Raw genomic sequence first — 20,234 nt, forward strand, 5'->3', positions numbered from 1 at the left:
GGCCGACGATGGGGGGTGTCGGCGCTGAGGCTGTTCAGCACGAAGGGCGGCGTAACGGAGGTTTCGCCGAGATTGGCCGAGGAAGAGGCTGAGGTGCAGGGCCTTCTTCGGCGGGCTGAGCCGCTGCTGCGGATGAGCTACGAAGCTGTCTGAGCGGCTTTGCTCGGCTGCTCGCTGATGGCGGGTGGTTTTTGAGGTTGTCATAGTGGTTCGGCGTTAGGCGTCGTCGTCGTGGCGCGATGTCAGGAAGGGCGGCGGTGTCCTTCAATGATGCGAAGAAGGCCGGATTTCCGAAGTCACCCACCGACTGATCGGTGGCTGCGGGGGAGCGCGGCTGTAGGCCGGCAACCGTGCGAACGCGATGTTCGGTGCGTTGGTGCACGCCTCCAAGGGGTGGGTGGTCACCTTAGGTGCCGCACGGATCGGGGCTCGTAACCGAGGAGAGTGTCGGCTTGCCGGTGCCGAGTGAGGGTGCGGGCGACGCCCAGAGATAACCGCTCGTAACAGGGGGAACTCGTCCGGTGGTATTTAGGTGAATCGCTGACTGAATTTCCGTCAGCAAGCCTCGCCCGGTTATCTCGATTCCATAACGACATCGCCGAAATGGCCTGGACCTATCCGTACCTACCCGGGTAACTCCCCTGCTTTCGAAGCTACTTGATAGATCATCAGATTCGGCCCCAAGGTAACAGTCAGATATCTAGAAGCCCATTCCTGTTTGTCCGAATTCTCCACCGTGCCCGTCTGGCAGGCTTCCGTGCACCCACTCCTCCGTCCCAGAATTTGAGGTGCGCATGACGGTCTACCGTCGAGAGAAAGGTGAACAGCGGCGCACGCCCCGCCGGTTGATACTCCTCACCACCGCCATGGCTTCGGCCGCGGGGTTAGCGGGGGGCATCGCCTACTTCGGGCTCGGCGACAACACCCAGGCAGAAACCGCCGCTCAGGCGGACGCAGCCGCGGACGTCCTCACACCGGCCGCCGCTCCGGCCCGTGACGCGGAGCCTGCACCCATCGCGGACGCGCCCGCCAACGACGCGAGGCGCGGCATGGTCTACGACGGCCTCAAGGCCGCGCCGAAGGGCGACAAGTGCGTCGGCGTCTACCGCCCGGAAGCCGGGCTGTGGAGCCACGGTCCCGACGCCCCGCCGAAGGGCGTCGACATCAAGGCCGGCGTCGCCCCCGTCGTCAAGACGAAGGCCGTGGCTTCCGATCCGGCCCGCCCGGAGGCCGGCGAAGTGGCTGCCGCCGAAGTCAGCGGGCGTCCTCAGGACGCGCCCGCCGCCGACGCGGTATCCGCCAAGGCCCCGGCGTCGGAGGCCCCGGACCCCGCCGGCGGCAGCGGCAAGGCCACGGCCGCCGGGCCCGCCGGGCAGACCGTCCAGTGCGACGGCGACGCGGCACCGGCAACCGCGTCCAGGTCGTCTACGGCGGTCCAGAAGGTCGCCTGACCTTCGACCGTCTGATCAACCGCCGGCGGACGGCCATGTTCCCCCTGCGGCCGTCCACCGGCTCCCTCACAGCACCACACCTCCACCGCCCCACAGCGGTGGCAGCACCTCGCATCCCCGCCGCACCAGGGAGCACCACAACGATGCGTACCGGCCGTGAATTTCCTGCGCCGTTCCGTTCAGTGCCAGCGGGCTGACTGACCATCACCTGACGGTGCCGCCGCCGAGCCAGGCGCCCTTCGGCATCTGTCGCGCAGACCGGACGATCCGGCTGCCGGGCAAGCAAGTTCCCGCATTTTCAGATCAAGGAGCATGATGCACAAACGTCGCGCGTCCCGCCGCAAGAAAGCGTTGATAGCCGCGGTCACCGCCGCACTCTCCGGCGGTCTGCTGTTCGGCTTCGGTGCGCTTGCCCAAGCCGATGTGGTCAGCGGCACGGTCATCGGCGGGCAGGGCAACTACAACTCCGTCAACCACCGGGCCAAGCCGTCCCTCTCGGCCCAGGTGAACGGCTCCTCGAAGGTAGGCGACAGGATCCAGATGTCCTGCCGGACCACCGGCGACACCGTGGAGAACAACCCGCGGTGGATCTACACCGGCTCGTACTACATCGCTGACGCCTTCATCAAGGAGAACACCACGGCCCTGCCGGTCTGCGGTTCGAGCCCGAACCCCACCCCTCCCCCCACGACCGCGAAGACGCTCAAGATCGACATGCAGAAGCAGGTCAGGACCCAGTGGTGCTGGGACGCCTCCGGCGTGACCATCGCCAAACACTGGGGCCGCTCCGTCAGCCAGGAGCAGTTCTGCCAACTCGCCGCCCAGGGCTCCTGGGTGGACTGCAACAACCAGCCCGCGACGCTGGAAGACATGGCCAACGGCCTGGCCAGACTGGGGCTGAGCAACAGCGGCCGCAGCCTGTATCGCAACGCCTCGTTCAGCGAGTCGGTCGCCGAGATAGCCGCAGGCCGGCCGTTCGCCGTCCGGATCGGCTGGCGCACCGGCGGTGGTCACATGAACGTCATCTACGGCTACGACAGCGCCACCAACATGGTCGCGGTCGGGGACCCGTGGCAGACCACCCAGACCTACACCTGGTGGAACCACGCCACATACGTGAACAACAACTCGTTCCAGTGGACCCACTCCCGCATCGGGATCCAGGGCTGAGGAGAAGGCCGACCATGCAGATCACGCGCCACACCAAGCACACGGCAGTCCGGGCCGCCGTCCTCGCCACGGCCGCGCTCGTCGCCGCCCTGAGCGGAATCGTTCCTGCGCAGGCCGCGGAGGGCGACGGCATCGCGGGCTACCCGTCCGCCCAGCAGGCCGTCCGGAGCGACCAACTCCGCGACACGGTCTCCCGCTTCCTGGTTTCGGCCCGGCAGCACGGCACGGGCCCCGGCGCGGACGGCGGCACCCGCGGCAACGCGCCCGCCGCGGTCGCCGCGCCGCCCGGGTTCGATCTCAAGGACCCGGTGCCGATGTTCGAGATCAGCCCCGAGTTCGTGACCGGCAAGGCCCAGGCGACCCCGCAGACCGCGATCCGGCTCTCCTACCTGGCCTCCCGGGTGACCGCCTCCGACGGCAAGAACGCCGCTGTACTGCTCGCACCCAAGGGGAACACCCCTACCACCGGAAGCGGCCCGCAGAACGTCGGCGCCGAGGGCTGGCAGCTGGCCGGCATCCGGGACGGGGACGCCGAGGTCGGCTTCGCCGAGCGCGGCACTCCGCAGGCCCGTACCTTCACCGAGCCGCAGATCCACGCCTGGTACCGGCTCACCGCCGAAGGCATGGTCGAGCCGCTCAACGAGGAGGCGAACAGCGGCCTCGGCGGAAAGCGCGGCGTTACCCTCGCCGCCTACCAGAAGCTGGTCACCAGCCGCTACGGCGACAAGATGCCCGGCTCGGAGTACGACCGCAAGGGCCTGGCCGGCGGGTACGCCGGCCTCGTGGAGGAACAGTCGGAACAGGTCGCCGCCGCGTCCGGGACACCGGCGGCCGAGGCGTCCTGGCAGCCGCTCTCCGCCACCGCCACCGCCACCGCGGCCGCAGCGCTGGCGGCGATCGGCGGTGCGGTGGTGTACGTGCGCCGCCGGCAGACGGCGGGCCTCCGCTGACCCGACCCTATGGGGGTCGGGCCCCCTCCGTGCGCAGCCTCCCCCTGCCCCTTTGCCGCGCGGGTGATGACCGCAGCGACAGCCGCCCGGCAGGTGGCGAAGGATGCCTGACCTGCTGTTTATGCGGAGGGCTGGGCCAGGGCCGGGTGGCGGCGGCGCCAGTCCGCGTAGACCGGGCTGGCGGTGCAGGTCTCCAGGTAGCCGGCCGCCACCGTGCGCAAGAGGTCGGCGGCGTGTGAGGCCAGCGGGCCGTCACGCTGCCAGGCCAGGACGTGGCGGTACCAGAGCGGGTTTCCCACGAGGGGGCGGACGGCGACGCCGGGGGTTTCCGCGAAGGTGGCCTGGCAGAGGCTGACGGCCAGGCCCGCGCGGACCAGTTCGATCAGCTGGCGCCCCTCGGCCTCGTGCGGGGCGGAGGGACGTCGGCCGGCCAGCGCGGACACCGAGGACCAGTACTCGCGGGTGCGGTCGCCGTCGGGCCGGGGCATCGCCCAGTCGTGATCGGCGAGTTCGGTCAGGGACACGGCCTCCTGGCCGGCCAGTGGGTGGGTCGCGGGCAGCAGGGCGAAGACGGGTTCGGTGACCAGGGGGGTGAGGACCACCCCGTCGCGGGTCGGCAGGACCTGCTCGGGGTGGTCGCCGAGGACCGCCGCCTCCAGGCGGCCGGCGGCGAGGTCGTCCAGGAGCGTGACGGGGGAGTAGTGGCACCGGGACGTCACCTCGGCGTCGGGCAGCAACGTCCCTATGGCCAGCACGAGGTGGCCGATGAGGGGAGCACCGACCGATCCGACGCGGACCCGGTCCGGGGACGCCAAGTGGCGGGCCGCGCGGGCGGTGTCGGCGAGGAGCGCGTCGATGCCCGGCAGGACGGCGTGGGCCCGGGCCAGCACCAGCTCACCGAAGGCCGTGGGCGTGGCTCCGGCCCGCCGCCGGTCGAAGAGCACACCGCCGAGCATCGACTCGATGCGACGCAACTGTGTGCTGAGGCCCGGCTGGGTCATGGACAGCGAGGCGGCGGCCCGGGTGAGGCTGCCGGCCTCGGCGATCGCGCACACCACCCGCAGGTGCCGTACCTCCAGTTCCATGCCGCGCATGTTATGGAGCGGCGACAGCTTTCGGACAGGAGTGGGATCCCGTCAGGCTTATGTGAAATGTCACACACCATTTAGGGGAAGGTTGCGCGTCCATGAGACCCATCCATCGGCCGACGGCATCGCGCGGGGCGCTGTTGCCCGCCCTGGCCGCCGCACTGCTGCTCCTCCTGCTGGGAGCGCCACCCGCCGGCGCCGCAGACAGCCCGTCGGCCTGCGCCCTGCGCGGTAGCACCGGCTGGACGGACGAGGGGCACGACACGGACTACTCGGTGTTCCGGCGCCCCGTCGGGACCGTCAAGGTCGCCATGGTCTTCGTGGACTTCCCGGACGCGCCGGCCACCGAGGCCCCGAGCGAAGACTCGGCGCAGATCACGCCCGGGGCGGACTGGCTGTGGTACGCCTCGTACGGCAGGACCTGGCTTTCGATCGACCAGCATCAGCGGTGGGTGCGCATGCCGCGCCCCTCCACGGACTACGGCTTCGCGCGCGGTCTGACCCACGAGACGCACGAGGCGTACGTCAAGGATGCAGTGGCGGCCGCCGATCGGTACGTGGACTTCTCCGGGTACGACATGGTGTACGTCGTGCCGACCCGCAACGCGGCGGCGATCTCCTTCACACCCACGTACGTGTACGAGCCGGGCACGGCGGGTGTGGTGGCCGACGGCCGCCGGGTCAAGTGGGCGGTGACCTTCGGCCAGGACATGTGGCACTGGGGTGCCAAGCTGGTCGCCCACGAGACCGCGCACGCCTTCGGGTTGCCCGACTTGTACGCCTTCGAGGCGGGCAGCGACGCCCACCGCTTCATCGGCGGTTGGGACGTGATGGGCCTGATCGGCGGCCGTGGGTCGCAGTTCTTCGCCTGGCACTCCTGGAAGCTCGGCTGGACCGGGGACGGCCAGGTCGTGTGCCGGGCGACGAAGGGCAGCGACACCGTGTACCTCACTGCGGTCGAGTACGGCAGCGGTACCAAAATGGCGGTGATCCGCACCGGCCCCACGACCGCGTACGTCGTCGAGTCCAGGCGCGGGATCCAGGCGGACGCGAGCTCCTGCTCGACCGGCGCCCTGATCTACAGGGTGGACGCCTCCGTGCGGACCGGCGAGGGGCCGGTCAGGGTGATGGACGCCAAGCCGGCCGCCGCACCCGTCGGCGGCTGCCGCCCGCTGGACGACGCCCCGTTCTGGGCCGGCGAGTCGTTCACCGACGCGGCGGCCGGGGTACGGGTCGACGTGCTCGCCGCCGACGGCTACGGCGAGACCGTACGCATCACGAAGTCGTAGGAGCGTACCCGTGTCAGTGCCCCGACTCCGCGAGCGATCCCCGGGGCGGTGGCATGGGATCTCACATCAGTTTCCGCTCGTACCGGGGTCCTTGAGCCCGATCGTGGCGTAGTCGAGCTGGCCGCCGAAGGACGTGTGCCCGAAGGCGCCGGCGATGTTGGTGCCGACCAGCAGCGGCATGCGCTCGATGACGGCGGGCGCCGTCGGGGCCTTGGCGAGGATCTCCCCGTCCAGCTGCCGCCACGCCGTGTTGGCCTGCGCGGCGTCGGTCATGCCGGCGATCTCGTCCATCCGCTTCATCGTCGGCTCGTCACGGAAGAGCGAGTGATTGCCGGAGTTCCCCTTCTCCTTGATGTAGCGGCCGTCGAAGAGGAAGGGGAGGAAGGTGGAGCCGGAGGGATAGTCGGGGCACCAGCCGGTGTAGACGAGGTCGCTGCGGTTCTTGGTGTCACCGATGGTGTCGTAGAAGGCCGACGGGTCGACGGCGTCGATCGTGACCTTGATCCCCGCTCGGCCCAGGGACTGCTGGATCGCCTCGGCGACCCCCTTGTCCCCGTTGGAGACGGTGATGGTCGTCGTGAACCCGTCCGGCTTGCCCGCCTCCCGCAGGAGCTGTTTCGCCTTCTCCACGTCACCCGTGGCCGGGATCCCCAGCGTGTCGGGCTGCTTGCCGCCGAAGAGCGAGCCGGGCATGAGCGCGGTGGTGGGGTCGTTGAGGGCAGGGCCCCCCGAGGCGGTCAGCACCGCCTCGCGGTCCAGGGCGTACTGCACGGCCTGCCGGGCCTTGACGTTGTCGAACGGGGCCCGGCCGGTGTGCATCTGCACCATCTCGGTGCAGTTGGTGGACTCGGCCAGCAGTCGCGCCCTGACGTCGGCCTTGGTGAGCACCTTGGGGGCGCTCTCCGGTCGGAGCTTGCCCCAGGAGACCGCGGAGGCGTCCACGCCGTCCGAGGCGATGAGCCGGTCGTCGACCTGGTTGGCCCTCAGCCCCATCACCACGACCAGCTTGTCCGGGTACGCCTTGCGTACGGTGTCCGTCGCCGGGTCCCAGTGGGGGTTGCGTACCAGCACCAGCCGCTTGTCCCGGTCGTACGACTCGATCTTGTACGGGCCCGATGAGAACGGGCGGCTGTCGTACTGGGGGCCCTTGTCCTGGACCCGGGGCACCGGGGCGAAAGTGGGCAGGACGGTGGCGTTGGGGAACTCCGCGAAGGGCTTGCGGAGTTCAAAGACGATCGTGTGGTCGTCGGGGGTCTTGACGGAGTCGAGGTGCTGCCCCTGGGCGGGGCCCCGGTAGCCTTCGGCGCCGGCCAGGTAGCGGGCGGCGTAGTCCGGGCCGCCAGGCAGGTCGGGGGAGAAGGACCGCTCCACGTTGTACTTGACGTCCTGCGCGGTGATCGGGGTGCCGTCCTCGTACGTGAGGCCCTTCTTGAGCTTGAACGTCCAGGTCCTGGCGCCGTTGGAGGAGACTCCGAGGTCCTCGGCGAGGTCGGGGGCCAGCTCTCCGCCCTTGGCGCCCGGTTCCGCCTTGTACGTCACCAGGGTGCGGTAGAGCAGCCGCGTGCCGAAGTCCACGTCGCCGATCACCCAGTTGCGCGCCGGGTCGAGGTGGGTGAAGTCCTGGTTGGACAGGACGGTCAGCGTGCCGCCCTTCTGCGGAGTGCCGCCGACTGTGGCCCCCGCGTTGGCGAGTGCGGGGTTCTTCGAGTCCTTGTCCTGCCGGCTGTTACCAGAGTGGGTGCCGTTGGAACAGCCGGCCATGCCGAGTGTGACGGTCGCCGCCAAGGCCGTGGCAACGGCGTGGAGAGTGCGCTTGTTCATCAGTGGTCACTCCGTGAACAGTCGGGCAGCCAGGAGGCTGGAATGTGACCGATAACATAGTTATGTGAAATGGCACCCACAATTGTCGCGTCTCCATAGCGCGGAGTTATGGGTAAGTGGGGGCTCCACGGCCACCGGTGGCCGCGTCACGCTGTCGTGCAATGTCACATGTCTCCATGCGGCCATGCGGGCCGCGAAAGGGCCCCATGAACCCTGCGTACGCGACCGCCGACCATGTCTTCACCGTCCCCCTGGACCACGCGGCCCCGCACGGTCCGACCATCCAGATCTTTGCCCGGGAGGTCACCGACGCGCGCCAAGCAGGTCGGCAACTGCCCTGGCTGCTCTATCTGCAGGGCGGACCCGGCGGCAAGTCACCCCGCCCGTCGGCCGGTTCGCCCGGCTGGCTGCCCGAGGCCCTCAAAACCCACCGGGTCCTCCTCCTCGATCAGCGCGGCACGGGCCGTTCCACCCCCGTCACCGCCCGCGCGGCCTCACGCTTCGCCTCACCGGCCGGGCTGGCCGACCATCTCGGGCACTTCCGCGCCGACTCGATCGTCGCGGACGCCGAACTGATCCGCCGGCAGCTGTGCGGCGACCAGTCCTGGGAGACCCTCGGCCAGAGCTACGGCGGCTTCGTCACCCTCACCTATCTCTCCCAGGCGCCCGAAGGGCTGCGGGCCTGCTATGTGACGGGCGGCCTGCCCGGCATCTCGGCCACCGCCGAAGACGTCTACGCCCGCACCTACCCCCGGGTGCGGGACCGCGTCCTCGACTTCTACGCCCGCTACCCTGACGACGCCGACCGGCTGCGCGAGATCGCCCGCCTCCTGGCCGCCACCGATGTGCGCCTGCCCGACGGAGACCGGCTCACCCCCCACCGCATGCGTACGCTCGGCCTCGCCCTCGGCATGGGGGACGGCTTCGAACGCATCCACTGGCTGCTCGACGAATCCCTCGACGCGGAAGCGAAGCCGACCGACACGTTCCTGCACCAGGTGATGACGCTGACCGGCTTCACCGACAACCCGCTCTTCGCCGTCATGCAGGAGACCCTGTACGGCCAGGGTGCGGGGCCGACCGGCTGGGCGGCGTCCCGGGCCATGGCGGCGTTCCCCGAGTTCGCCGACGACGCCGACCCCCTCCTGCTCACCGGAGAAATGATCTACCCCTGGATGTTCCGCGAGATCAAGGGCCTGCGCCCCTTCGCCGACGCGGCCGATGTGCTCGCCGAACGCTCGGAATGGCCACCGCTGTACGACCCGCACCGCCTCGCCGCCAACCGGGTCCCGCTCGCCGCCCTCGTCTACCACGACGACATGTACGTGGACGCCGGGCTCTCCCTGCGTACCGCGCGCGAGGTCGGTGCCACCCGGGTATGGGTCACCAACGAATGGGAGCACGACGGCGTCACTGCCTCCGGCGGCCGCGTGCTGTCCCGTCTGATGGACCTGGCCGCGGGTCGCGCGTAGCCCCCGGTACCTCCGAGCAGCACTCCTCGTACCCCCTCGCCCCCTCAACCTGCCTCCGACGGGAGAGACATGATCACCCCGCCCCGCCGCCTGCGGCCCCTCGCCGCGGCAGTCGCCCTCACCTCCTGCCTGTCCGCCCCCGCAGCGGCAGCCACCGCCAGCTCGCCGCCCTCCGCCGCTGGCTGCGCCCTCCCCGGCCGGACCGGCTGGACGGACGAGGGCCACGACACCGACCGGACCCAGTTCCAGCCCGCCACCGGGACCCGCCGCGTCCTCACGCTGTTCGTGGACTTCCCCGACGCCCCGGCCACCGACTCCACCGAGCCGTACGCCGCTCACCTCGCCCCGGCCGCCGACTGGATGGGCCGCGCCAGCTACGGCCGTCTGCGACTGGAGAACACCCCGCTGCACCGCTGGATCCGGATGCCCGCAGACTCCACCTCCTACGGCTTCGCGCGCGGCCTCACCTTCGAGGCCCACGAGAAGTACGTCCGCGACGCGATCACGGCCGCCGACCCGTACGCGGACTTCTCCCGCTACGACATGGTCTACGTCGTCCCCGCCAAGGCGGCGACCGCCATCCCCTTCTCCCCGACCTACCTCTACGACCCGGCCGCGCCCGGCATCACCGCCGACGGCACCCGCCTGAAGTGGGCCGTCACCTTCGGCCAGGACATGTGGCGCTGGGGCCACAAGGTCGCAGCCCACGAGACCGCCCACACCTTCGGTCTGCCTGACCTGTACTCCTTCACTGGCGCCACCCACCAATACGTGGGCGGCTGGGACCTCATGGGCAACATCGCCGGCCACGCCCCGCAGTACCTCGGCTGGCACTCCTGGAAGCTCGGCTGGACCCGCGACGACCAGGTCGCGTGCCTGCCCGCGTCCGGTCGCCGAACGGTGCGGCTGACCCCGGTGGAACGGCCCGGCGGAACCAAGATCGCCGTGCTGCGCACCGGTGAGACGACGGCATACGTAGCGGAATCCCGCCGTGCCGAGGGCAATGACGCGGCCGCCTGCTCCACCGGCGTCCTCATATACAAGGTCGACTCCGCCGCCCGCACCGGCGAGGGCCCGGTACGGATCATGGACGCGACCCCGGCCACGACCCCGCCCACCGGGTGCACACCGCTGGACCTGGCCGCGTACGCACCCGGACAGAGTTTCACCGACCCCGCGACCGGCGTGCGCATCGACGTCCTCGCGGGCGGACGGACGGGAGACACGGTGCGGCTGAGCAAGGAGTGACTCCGGTCCGGGTGGGCCGCCGTCCACCTGATTCCCGATGACCCATCATGTCGAGTGCGTCGCGATCCTTGAGCCGACTGGAAAGGGATGCCGGCCCCTGCAGTTCGAGGGCCCAGGATCGCGACGCGGTGGTTCCGGTTCCGGATGGTCGGGTTTCGCGGAAGCCGTCCCGTGCAAGGCATGCGCCTGGATACCATTCGGCCCTGCTTCCCAGTCGATCAGTCTTGTTCCGGCACAGGGGGAATGCCATGCCTCCCAGTACGCAACGGCCTTTACGTCGGCGGTTACCGCGGTGCACGCGCGGCTCGGCCGTGCAGCGGATCGCGGTTCTGGTCCCGGCTCTGGTGCTGGTGTTCGTCAGCGGGTGCACGGACGGCACGGACGCGGACGGCAAGAGCACACGCGGCACGAACGGATCGACCCGGTCGGCAACGCCCTCCCCCGCCTCGTTCCCCTCCGTTCCGCCGGAAGCCGCTCACTGCCCGGGTACGGTCCTCGATCACCGGGACATCAGCCATCCCGACCTCGGGGCGGTCCGCGTATTCCTGATCCGGCGGACCGGTTCCGGCGCTCCCACCGGATGCGTCGCGTCCGTCACCGGCAGCGGCAACGCACTGGCATCCATCGACGTGGACATCTACGAGAACGACCTGCATTTCGCCTCGCCGGAATCCGACGCCACCAAGAACACCTTCGTGATCTACAACCCCGGACGCTATGACGGGGTACTGGTGCTCGTACCCGCCAAGGACGGGTTCGAGGACGTCAGGTGGACCGACCCGGACATCCACTACAGCGGCGGCAGGCACGCCTTCTACCACGCACGGCTCGCCGGCCCCGGCGCAGACGGCCGGTACACGATCGTCCAGTCCCAGAACTCGTGCAACCCCAGCTGTGCCGAAGGCGCCACCTCGAACATCACGCTGCACTGGAACGGCCACGAATACCTGCCGACCGGATGAGGACGTGGCACATGGCCCGCCGCCGGCGGCTCAGGACCGAACTCGGGTACGGCGCCTTTCTCTCCTACAGCGGGGAGCACGACCGGGGATGGCTGCCGCATCTGCGGCGGGCGATCGAAAAGCAGTCCCGCCCCTGGTACAAGCCGCCTCGGATCAGGGTGTTCCTCGATGACAGCAGCATTTCGATCGGGCCCGACCTCGGGGGAAAGATCGAGGCCGGCCTCGCCCGCTCGGACTGGCTCGTGGTCATGGCGTCACCGGAGGCGAAGGCCTCCGAGTGGGTCGACCGGGAAATCGAATGGTGGTTGAGGCACAAGTCGGTTGACACCATCCTGCTCCTCGTGACCGCGGGGCTGTTGGTATGGGACGAGCAGCGCGGCGACTGGGATCCGGAACTCTCGACGGCGCTGCCCGCCCGCCTGTTGGGACGGTTCACGCAGCAACCCGTCTGGAAATCCCTGGCCCTGCGCCCACCCGGGAACGGGAACGGCACCGGTCCCGTGCCGGACGTGGACGGCGTCGCACTCGGTATCGCATCCGTCGTACGCGGCCTCGCGGAGGAGGACCTCAGGTCGGAGGGCATCCGCGACACCCGGCGCAACCTGCGGACGGCCAGGATCACCGCGGCCGTACTCGGCTTGCTCCTCCTGGTCGCCAGTACGGTGTCCGTCGTCGCGCTGATCGCGCGGGCCGAGGCGGCCCGCCAGCGGGACCACGCCGTGGCCCAGCAGTTGATCGGCCAGAGTTCCTTCCTCGCGACCCGTGACCCGTTCGGCGCCCGGCTGAAGGCGTTGGCGGCATGGCGCATCGATCCCACCCCGGAATCCCGCCTCGCCATGCTCAACGCCGCCGCCAACCCGGCATCCGGACTACTCGCCCATTCCTGGCCCGTGGAATCGGTGGCTTTCAGCCCGGACGGCAAGACCATCGCCACCGGGAGCGACGACGGCCTCGTACGGCTCTGGGACGCGGCCACGCAGCGGAAGATCGGGGACGCCTACATCGGGCACCACCTGGCCGTCACCTCGGTGGCCTTCGGACCGGGTGGCGAGACCCTGATCAGCTCGGGCTCCGACGGCACGGCCCGGCTCTGGAGCATCGCCGACCACAAGCAGATCGGTGACGCTTTCGATGCCCGGGCCGGGATGCTCTCTTCGGCCGCCCTCAGCCCGGACGGAAAGACCCTCGTCCTGGTGGGCGACGGCGCCTCCGGGGCCGTACAGGTGTGGGACGTGGCGACGCACCGCCGGATCGGCGGTCCGCTGGGAGGTCGCTCCTATGGCACTGGCCCAGTGGCTTTCAGCCCCGACGGAAAGACCTTCGCGACCGGCATTGGCCATGAGGTACAGCTCTGGGACACCGACTCCCGTGCGCCCGCCGGCAAGGCACTGACGATGGGCGACTACGGGATCTCGTCCGTCTCCTTCAGCGGTGACGGCCGTACCATCGCCGCCTCCGACACCGACGGCAACGTCCAGCTCTGGGAGACCGCCACCCGGGCCCCGATCGGGAAGCCGTTCACCGCCGATGTCCGATGGGTCGACTCGGTGGCCTTCAGCCCCGACGATGCGGTGTTCGCCGCCTCGTACGCCGACGGCAGCGTGCGGCTCTGGGACATCGCGGGGCACACCCAGGTGGGAGCTCCGCTCACCGGCCACATCAGCAACGCCCGGGCCGTGGCCTTCAGCCCGGACGGTTCGACCCTGGCCAGTGCGAGCGAGGACACCACGGTCCGGCTGTGGGACGTCCGCGCACAACGGCAGATCGGCACATCGATCGGTACCGGGGCCCAGGGGGCGACGGAGTTCAGCCCTCGTGGGCATGTCCTCGCCCTGGGGGGATCCGCCTCCACGGTGCGCTTCTGGGACATCGCCTCACGTCGCCAAATCGGTGAGCCGCTGGTCTCCCGCGACGTGGACACGGGTTCTCCCTTCGCCCTCAGCCCCGATGGCACCGTGCTTGCGACCACCTCGTTCGCAAGCAACTACGACGTGACGCTCTGGGACATCACGACGCACCGCCGCATCGGCGAGCCACTGCCCGCCGGCGACGGCAACATCCGTGCGATGGCTTTCAGTCCCGACGGCAAGAGCTTCGCCACGTCCGGCGGAAACTCGGTGCGCCTCTGGGATCTGGCGACGCACGGCCAGATCGGCAAGGAACTCGCCGTCAGCTCGTGGAGACTCGACTTCAGCCCTGACGGCCGCACCCTCGCCACCAACACCGATGACGACACCGTGGCCCTCTGGGACGTCGCCACGCAGCGCCGGATCGGCGAGACGCCCCCGAGCCACACGGCACAGATCAACGCGGTCACCTTCAGCCCTGACGGCACGATCCTGGCGACCGCGAGCCGCGACAGTACCGTCCGGCTCTGGAACGTGGCCACGCGCGAACAGATCGGGGAGCCGCTGACCGGGCACCGCGGCGGCGTGACGTCCGTCGCCTTCAGTCCGAACGGGAGGACGCTGGTCACCGGCAGCATGGATCACACGGTCAGGCTCTGGGACGTCACCACCAGGCAGCAGATCGGCGCCCCGCTCGAAGGGCACAGCGCCGACGTCACCGGTGTGGGATTCGGTCCCGCCGGCAAGACGATCGCCGCTTGGGGCAAGGAGGACACGCTACGGCTGTGGGACGTCGAGCCGACGGTGGACCCGGTGGACTCGCTGTGCCGGTGGGCGAGGGGCGCCTTCGATGCCGGCCGGTGGCGCGAATATGTACCCGCAGGCCCCGCTTTCCGGCCGCTCTGTCCGCGTTGACCCCTCGGGGGCTATGTTCTTCCTACAGCGGAGCACGACGGGGGAACGGACGAGACGATGAGCGACCAATTAGCGCAATCCAGGACCCGGTTCGCGGGTGGGAGGCGCATCCTCGACAGCACCCTGCTCCGGCTCGTCGCGGCCACGGCCGTCGGCGCGCTCACGGGACTCGTCCTCTTCAGCCTCACCCAGGTGACCAACCGCAGCCTCTTCGTCATCACGGGCGCCGTCGCGGGTGCGATGGCCGTCCTGGTCGTGCAGTGGTATCAGCGCACGGCACGCCTCACCGAGGTCAAGGTCTCCGTCCCCCAGCTGAGCGAGCTCACGTTCGCCGTCAACAACGACTCCCGCCAGGTCGCCTGGCAGATGTTCGTCGAAACGGTGACCCGCGTGTCCACGCAGCCCCTGGCAAGCGACGAGGGAGTCGTCCGGGAAGCGCTCACCTCCATGTACGGGCTGTTCGCGACGACGCGCGAGACCCTCAAGACCGCCCGCCCCTCGGCCCCCGTTCCCGGCGGGCAGACGGTCGAGTACCTGGCGATCACCATGCTGAACCGCGAGTTGAGGCCGTTCCTATCCCAATGGCACCCCCGGCTACGGGAGTTCGAGCAGGCCCATCCTGACGGCCCGGAGTCCGGCTGGGCCGACAACGCCGCCTGCCGGGCGGAGTTGCAGCGGGTGCAGCGTGACATCCACGCCTACGCGGTGGGCTTCGCCCGCCTGGCCGGTGTACGGGAAGCCGAGTCGATGATCGGCCGGGTTCCCGCACCTCGTGCCCCAGACGACCGGTCCGAGAGGAGCGCCAGTCCCTCGGCGGACAGCACCCGGCGCCCGCGCTGAACGCCCCGGAGGCCACGGGCGGCGGCACCGCCACGGGCGTGGAGCGTGAGGCCGGGGAGCCGACCGGATACGACGCCTTCATCTCCTACAGCCACAGTTGGGACAGGAAGCTCACCAAGGCCTTCCAGAGCCGATTACAGACCTTCAACCGGCCCTGGTACAGGTCGAGAAGCCTCAAGCTGTTCCGCGACGAGACCAACCTGGCGGCAAGCCCCCATCTGTGGCGCGAGATCGAGCGGGGACTCACCGGGTCCCGGTGGCTCGTACTGATGGCCAGCCCGGCCGCCGCAGCTTCCCCCTGGGTCCGCAAGGAGATCCGCTGGTGGCTGACCCACCGGTCGGCGGACACGCTCCTCATCGCCTGGACCGACGGAACACTCGTCTGGGACGACTCACGGACGTCGTTCGACTGGTCGAGGACCGACGCCCTCCCGCGCGAGGAGATGGACGGCGTCTTCGGCCAGCAGCCCCGCTGGGTCGACCTGCGCTGGCTGCACGGTCCGGAGCAGACCGGTGCGGCCGACCCGCGGTTGATCGAGTGTCTGGCGGAGTTCGCGGCGCCGATCACGGGCAGGTCCAAGGACGAGGTGATCGGCGACCACGTACGCCAGCACCGCCGGACGGTGCGCCTGGTGTGGTCTACCGTCGCCGTGCTCACCGCTCTGCTCCTGGTCGCGATCGCCGGGGGCGTCACGGCGTACCAGCAGCGCAACGCCGCTCGGTCCCAGGCCCTGATCGCGCAGTCCCGCCAGCTCGTCGCGGAGGCTTCGTCGATCAGCGACACCCAGCCCGACCTGGCCCGCCAACTGCTGGTCCAAGCCTACCGGCTCGCTCCGACCGCCGAGGCGGCCGGAGCTCTCGTCGGCAGCCGCAGCCTTCCCCGCGTCATCGACGGGATCGGCGCTCCTCGCGGGGTCGCGTGCAGCAGCGGGGGGCTCCTCGCCGTGGCCGATGACCGGGTACGGCTCTACGATCTGGCCACCGGCGCACTCCGCGCCTCACTGGAGGAGCTGGACAGCAGCGTCGCCGCCGTCGCGTTCAGCCCGGACGGACGACTCCTGGCGATCGGCGACGCCGACGGCGGGGTCCGACTGCTTGACGTGACGTCAGCGGACAAGCCCAGGACTGTGGCGGTCGTGGCCGCGGCGGAGGGCAGCACGAAGGAACTCGTGTTCACCCCCGCCGGCAGGCTCCTCGTCCTGACCGCCACGGGCGGGTCCGTACTCGACATCGAGGACCCAGCCCGCCCCCGTTCCCTGGGGTCCCTGCCCCCCGAGACGATCGCGGCCGGTCCCACGGGCTCGCTGGTCCTCACGGAGTCGCATGAAGACCTCTCGCTCGGACTGTGGACCCCGTCCGACTCGGCCCGATCGAGCCGGGTCGCCGCCCTCGTCCCTCCGTCCGACCGTGCGCTCGTCACCAACGCCCGCGCCGCGTTCAGCGCGAACGGCCACCTTCTGGCGGTCGGCGGTGCGGACAACCGGGTGCGGCTGTGGGACGTCGCCGACCCCACCCGGCCGGCGATCCGCTCGGATCTGCACACGCAGGGGCGCGACGGCGTCAGCAGCCTGGAGTTCTCCTCGGACGGGACCGTCCTGGCCCTGGGCGGCCGCGACGGAGTGATCACCCTGTGGGATGTTGCCGACCCCTTCCGCCCCCACTCCGGTGCGCGCCTGACCGGCTACCCCGGATTCGCGTCCGTTTCCGGCATCGCCTTCGGCCCTGACGGGCAGACCCTGGCATCCATCGCGAGCGACCGGGAGCGGCGGACGTCGGCAAGGGTGTGGGCCGTGTCGGGCTACGACAGGACCTCCACCCTCACGATCCTGCCGACGGAGGGAACGTTCCTTCCCTCCTTCAGTCCTGACAGCCGGCTGCTGGCCGCGGGCGGAGAGCCGACCACCGTGTGGAGGATGGACGACAAGCCGGGACCCCGCCTCGCCGCCACCGTCGAATCCTTCAATGCCGGCGGTCAGGCTGCGGCGTTCGGCCGGGACGGCCGCACCCTGTTCTCCGGTCTGCCCGTGGTCGCGTGGGACATGACCGACCCGGCGGCTCCGCGGAAGGTGACCCCACAGGCCACGCGTGCGGACGGTGGTACGGGCATCGGCGTGAACCCCGTGCTTCCGCTGCTGGCGACGGGGACAGGGCCGCATTCCCGTTCACCCGTGCCCTTGGGAACCGTGCAGCTGTGGGACGTAGGCGACCGGACACGGCCCGTGCTCGTCGACACCCTCGGGGGTGCCGCGGTCGGCCGCCAGAGCATCTCGTTCAGCCCGGACGGCGGACTCCTGGCGGCGCCGACCGACGAAGGAGGCGTACGGCTGTGGAACATCGCCGAGAACACCCGACCCACGGCCGCGGGAATCATCGACGTGGCGGGGGCGCAGGCCACCGCATTGGCCTTCGCCCCCGACAATCGCACCCTGCTCGTTGGCGACGACAGCGGGGCGATCACCACCTGGGACGTCTCACGTCCCGCGCGGCCGTTGCGCAGGGGCAGTGCCGCCCCGCACGCCGGCCAGATCAGCGGACTCACCCATCACCCCGACGGCGCGCTCGCGGCCGGCGCCGCGGAGGACGGGCGCATCCGGCTGTGGGACACGAGCGACCCGGACCACCTCGTGGAGATCGCCTCGCTCGCCACCGGCGGCCTGTACCCGCAGGCGTCCCTCGCGTTCAGCCCGGACGGCAGTCTCCTCGCGGCCAGCGGCGACCGGGGCACGCGGCTGTGGAGCGTGGACCCGGCCGCGATCCTGCGGCGGTTGTGCTCGGAGTCCTCCCGCATCACCCGCGACCAGTGGAACCAGTACCTCCCCGACCAGCGGTACGACCCGCCGTGCGCCTGAGCGCACGAGAACGGAGGACACGATGACAAGCGGCTTACGGCGCGGAACCACCTCGTCCCTCGCGCTGCTCACGCTTCTCCTGCTCATCGGCGCGTGCGGCTCACCCCGCCCGGCTCCGCCCGTCCCACCCCTCACTCCCTCGTCCGTCGCCCCGGTGCCCGACTCCCCCTCGCCCTCCCCTTCATCCTCGCCGGCTCAGGGCCCGGTGCTCGTCGGCCCGGCGCCGGCCGATCTCCATGATGTGGATTGGTCGAAGACCCCTGTTCCGGGCGAGTTCTGCGGCGTCCCGGGACTCGTCACGCTCGACGCCGAGGGCAACGCCACCGCGACGTCCCGAACGTGGGGCACCGTGCGCATCCGACGGGGGACCAGGGTCGCGTACGGCGACACGGACGGTGACCAGCGCGACGAGGCGGCCGTCTACATGGGGTGTGATGACAACGGGTCGACGATGAACGGACAACTCGTCGCCGCATACGTCGTGTTCACGCATCAGGGGAACGGCCTCGCCGCGCTCGGTGCGATCACGCCGCAGCAGAAGTCGGCCCTGTACATCACCGCGCTCGTCGGACTGGAATTCGCGCCCGGCCGTATCACCGCGCACGAGCGTTGGTACCGCCAGACCGACGCCCACTGCTGTCCCAGCGGAAACGCCGATACCGTCTGGACACGGGAAGGGGACCGCCTGACGCCGGGAGCACCCCGTGTCGTCTGATCGGGCCTCCGCAGGCGGCCCCGGCCGGGGCCCCTCCTCCGCCGGGTCCTGGCGCACCTCCCTGGGGAGGTCTTGTGGAGGTCTTCGCACGGTGATCAACCCTGGTGAGGTGTGGGGTAGCGTCGCCGCGCTGCGCGGAGAGGAGCGGGGCATGCGCGAGATCACCGTCCCACCAGTCGTTGCTGCGGCGCCCGTCGGCGGGCTCGCCGACGCCGTGTTCCACCATGCCCAGGAGGATCCCGGCCGGGTGGTGCTCGGGCGCAAGACCGACGGGGTCTGGCGGGACGTGACGTCCGGGGAGCTCGCCGCCGAGGTGCTCGCGCTGGCGAAGGGGCTGCTGGCCCAGGGGATCCGGTTCGGGGAGCGGGTCGCCGTCATGTCCCGGACCCGGTACGAGTGGACCCTGTTCGACTTCGCCCTGTGGGCGATCGGCGCCCAGCCGGTCCCCGTCTACCCGACCTCCTCCGTCGAGCAGGTGCACTGGATCCTCCAGGACTCCGACTGCACCGCCTGCGTCGTCGAGGACGAGGACCAGGCCATGACCGTCGGGTCCGTCATCGAGCGGCTCCCGCACCTGCGGCGGCTGTGGCAGCTCGACGCCGGGGCCGTCGAGGCGCTCGTCGCGGACGGCCACGGGGTCGCCGAGGACCTGGTGCACCGGCACCGACGCCGTCGCCACCGTGATATGCACCTCGGGGACCACCGGGCGCCCCAAGGGCTGCGTGCTCACCCACGGCAATTTCATGTACGAGGCCGACACGATGGTGGCCCGCTGGGAGTCCGTCTTCCAGGCCGGGCCGGGGGAGCAGCCCTCCACCCTGTTGTTCCTGCCGCTCGCCCACGTCTTCGGGCGGATGGTGGAGGTGGCGGCCGTCCGGGCGCGGGTCAAGCTCGGGCGTCTGCGCCTCGCGGATGACCCGCTCGTACATCAGCAGTACATCGGCGTCGTCGGCCAGGTCGTATTCGTAGTGCGGGCCCCAGTCCAGGTGCCGGGGCAGGACCACGAGGCCGTCCGCCGGCCCGCTCTGCTCCGCGAGCGAGCCAGGCAGGGTGTACGGCCGAAGCTGTGCGTACCTGCTGCTCATGCTCACCGGCATGCCCGAAACCGGGGCCCTGCGGTACGCATACCCGCGAGGGCGGCGCTCCCGGGAGCCCGCCGAGGCAGGGCACGTGGCACGCCCGCCTCCGCGTTCCCAGCATCTGACCTGGCTGGGCCCGGGGCGTTTCGCCTCCCGCGAGCGCTGGCGATCAAGATCCCATCCCTGCTGGATGGGCGCGGCAGCCACACGCGTGAGGCGGAGTGAGCGTCTCGGCCAGAGTCCTGGTCAGGCCGGCGTGGCTCTCCGCGCGGTGTCCCCATTCGCGCCCGAGTCCGTTCCTGGGCGGCTTGAGGCCCTCTTTGCCGGGCGACAAGAGGCGGCGCAGAGCGTCAGCGCGCCGCACATAGCGCCCACTCTGCACGTAACGCACACGGGCAGCGTGTCCAATTTGCGCCTTGCACGCCTCTGACCTGCGGGTTTCTTTGACGTGTTTTTGATAGATCTTATTTCGATGACCCACCGCGACGACGCCTGACTGCGGATCCGCGGATCAACGCGGCCCCTTGCCGTCGCGGTT

Annotated in this window: 13 protein-coding genes and 1 pseudogene; 12 read left to right on the forward strand and 2 right to left on the reverse strand. The window is 70.3% G+C overall.

Annotated elements, in window-relative coordinates; genetic code table 11:
* The first annotated feature begins 845 nt into the window (after positions 1–845).
* The 3 genes from OG509_RS28240 to OG509_RS28250 all read left to right on the forward strand — a co-directional run bounded on the left by OG509_RS28240 (position 846) and on the right by OG509_RS28250 (position 3,571).
* Positions 846–1,451, forward strand: coding sequence for a hypothetical protein (locus OG509_RS28240; protein ID WP_406185317.1), 606 nt, complete (start codon positions 846–848; stop codon positions 1,449–1,451).
* A gap of 312 nt (positions 1,452–1,763) precedes the next feature.
* Entirely contained in the window at positions 1,764–2,621 is an 858-nt protein-coding gene (locus tag OG509_RS28245) for a papain-like cysteine protease family protein (protein WP_406185319.1), read from the forward strand.
* A 14-nt stretch (positions 2,622–2,635) separates the two neighbouring features.
* Positions 2,636–3,571 carry a hypothetical protein gene (locus tag OG509_RS28250; RefSeq protein ID WP_406185320.1) on the forward strand — a complete coding sequence of 312 codons (936 nt, stop codon included), beginning with the start codon at positions 2,636–2,638 and terminating at the stop codon, positions 3,569–3,571.
* Between the two features lie 119 nt (positions 3,572–3,690).
* Here OG509_RS28250 and OG509_RS28255 read toward each other — a convergent pair whose 3' ends face one another.
* Positions 3,691–4,656 carry a LysR family transcriptional regulator gene (locus OG509_RS28255; RefSeq protein ID WP_406185321.1) on the reverse strand — a complete coding sequence of 322 codons (966 nt, stop codon included), beginning with the start codon at positions 4,654–4,656 and terminating at the stop codon, positions 3,691–3,693.
* Positions 4,657–4,757: 101 nt separating this feature from the next.
* On the opposite strand from OG509_RS28255, the gene OG509_RS28260 reads away from it, so the two are divergent.
* Positions 4,758–5,948 (forward strand): M6 family metalloprotease domain-containing protein, encoded by a 1,191-nt coding sequence (locus OG509_RS28260; protein WP_406185322.1) that lies wholly within the window; start codon positions 4,758–4,760, stop codon positions 5,946–5,948.
* A 66-nt stretch (positions 5,949–6,014) separates the two neighbouring features.
* Here OG509_RS28260 and OG509_RS28265 read toward each other — a convergent pair whose 3' ends face one another.
* A complete protein-coding gene (locus tag OG509_RS28265; protein ID WP_406185323.1) occupies positions 6,015–7,769 on the reverse strand; it encodes an ABC transporter substrate-binding protein in 1,755 nt (584 codons plus the stop codon).
* A 206-nt stretch (positions 7,770–7,975) separates the two neighbouring features.
* On the opposite strand from OG509_RS28265, the gene OG509_RS28270 reads away from it, so the two are divergent.
* From OG509_RS28270 to OG509_RS28305, 8 genes and pseudogenes are all read left to right on the forward strand, one after another.
* The gene (locus OG509_RS28270) at positions 7,976–9,241 is read left to right on the forward strand and encodes an alpha/beta fold hydrolase (RefSeq protein WP_406185325.1); all 1,266 of its coding nucleotides are present in this window, start codon (positions 7,976–7,978) and stop codon (positions 9,239–9,241) included.
* Positions 9,242–9,310: 69 nt separating this feature from the next.
* Entirely contained in the window at positions 9,311–10,489 is a 1,179-nt protein-coding gene (locus tag OG509_RS28275; protein ID WP_406185327.1) for a M6 family metalloprotease domain-containing protein, read from the forward strand.
* Between the two features lie 311 nt (positions 10,490–10,800).
* A complete protein-coding gene (locus OG509_RS28280) occupies positions 10,801–11,451 on the forward strand; it encodes a hypothetical protein (protein ID WP_406185329.1) in 651 nt (216 codons plus the stop codon).
* A gap of 11 nt (positions 11,452–11,462) precedes the next feature.
* Positions 11,463–14,213 carry a TIR domain-containing protein gene (locus OG509_RS28285; RefSeq protein ID WP_406185331.1) on the forward strand — a complete coding sequence of 917 codons (2,751 nt, stop codon included), beginning with the start codon at positions 11,463–11,465 and terminating at the stop codon, positions 14,211–14,213.
* A gap of 57 nt (positions 14,214–14,270) precedes the next feature.
* Positions 14,271–15,053: a hypothetical protein gene (locus OG509_RS28290; RefSeq protein WP_406185333.1), complete on the forward strand. Its 783-nt coding sequence runs from the start codon at positions 14,271–14,273 to the stop codon at positions 15,051–15,053.
* A 38-nt stretch (positions 15,054–15,091) separates the two neighbouring features.
* On the forward strand, positions 15,092–17,902 hold the full coding sequence (locus OG509_RS28295) for a TIR domain-containing protein (RefSeq protein ID WP_406185334.1): 2,811 nt from the start codon (positions 15,092–15,094) through the stop codon (positions 17,900–17,902).
* Positions 17,903–18,056: 154 nt separating this feature from the next.
* The gene (locus OG509_RS28300) at positions 18,057–18,617 is read left to right on the forward strand and encodes a hypothetical protein (RefSeq protein ID WP_365919554.1); all 561 of its coding nucleotides are present in this window, start codon (positions 18,057–18,059) and stop codon (positions 18,615–18,617) included.
* A gap of 151 nt (positions 18,618–18,768) precedes the next feature.
* A pseudogene (locus OG509_RS28305) lies at positions 18,769–19,513 on the forward strand (AMP-binding protein); the annotation flags it as partial.
* Between the last annotated feature and the right edge of the window lie 721 nt (positions 19,514–20,234).

The organism is Streptomyces sp. NBC_01006, from assembly GCF_045162725.1.
Taxonomy (GTDB): domain Bacteria; phylum Actinomycetota; class Actinomycetes; order Streptomycetales; family Streptomycetaceae; genus Streptomyces.

Coding starts and splice junctions, on each gene's coding strand:
- OG509_RS28245 (WP_406185319.1), top strand. CDS start 1,764: ATGATGCACAAACGTCGCGCGTCCCGCCGCAAGAAAGCGTTGATAGCC.
- OG509_RS28250 (WP_406185320.1), top strand. CDS start 2,636: ATGCAGATCACGCGCCACACCAAGCACACGGCAGTCCGGGCCGCCGTC.
- OG509_RS28255 (WP_406185321.1), bottom strand. CDS start 4,656: ATGGAACTGGAGGTACGGCACCTGCGGGTGGTGTGCGCGATCGCCGAG.
- OG509_RS28260 (WP_406185322.1), top strand. CDS start 4,758: ATGAGACCCATCCATCGGCCGACGGCATCGCGCGGGGCGCTGTTGCCC.
- OG509_RS28265 (WP_406185323.1), bottom strand. CDS start 7,769: ATGAACAAGCGCACTCTCCACGCCGTTGCCACGGCCTTGGCGGCGACC.
- OG509_RS28270 (WP_406185325.1), top strand. CDS start 7,976: ATGAACCCTGCGTACGCGACCGCCGACCATGTCTTCACCGTCCCCCTG.
- OG509_RS28275 (WP_406185327.1), top strand. CDS start 9,311: ATGATCACCCCGCCCCGCCGCCTGCGGCCCCTCGCCGCGGCAGTCGCC.
- OG509_RS28285 (WP_406185331.1), top strand. CDS start 11,463: ATGGCCCGCCGCCGGCGGCTCAGGACCGAACTCGGGTACGGCGCCTTT.
- OG509_RS28290 (WP_406185333.1), top strand. CDS start 14,271: ATGAGCGACCAATTAGCGCAATCCAGGACCCGGTTCGCGGGTGGGAGG.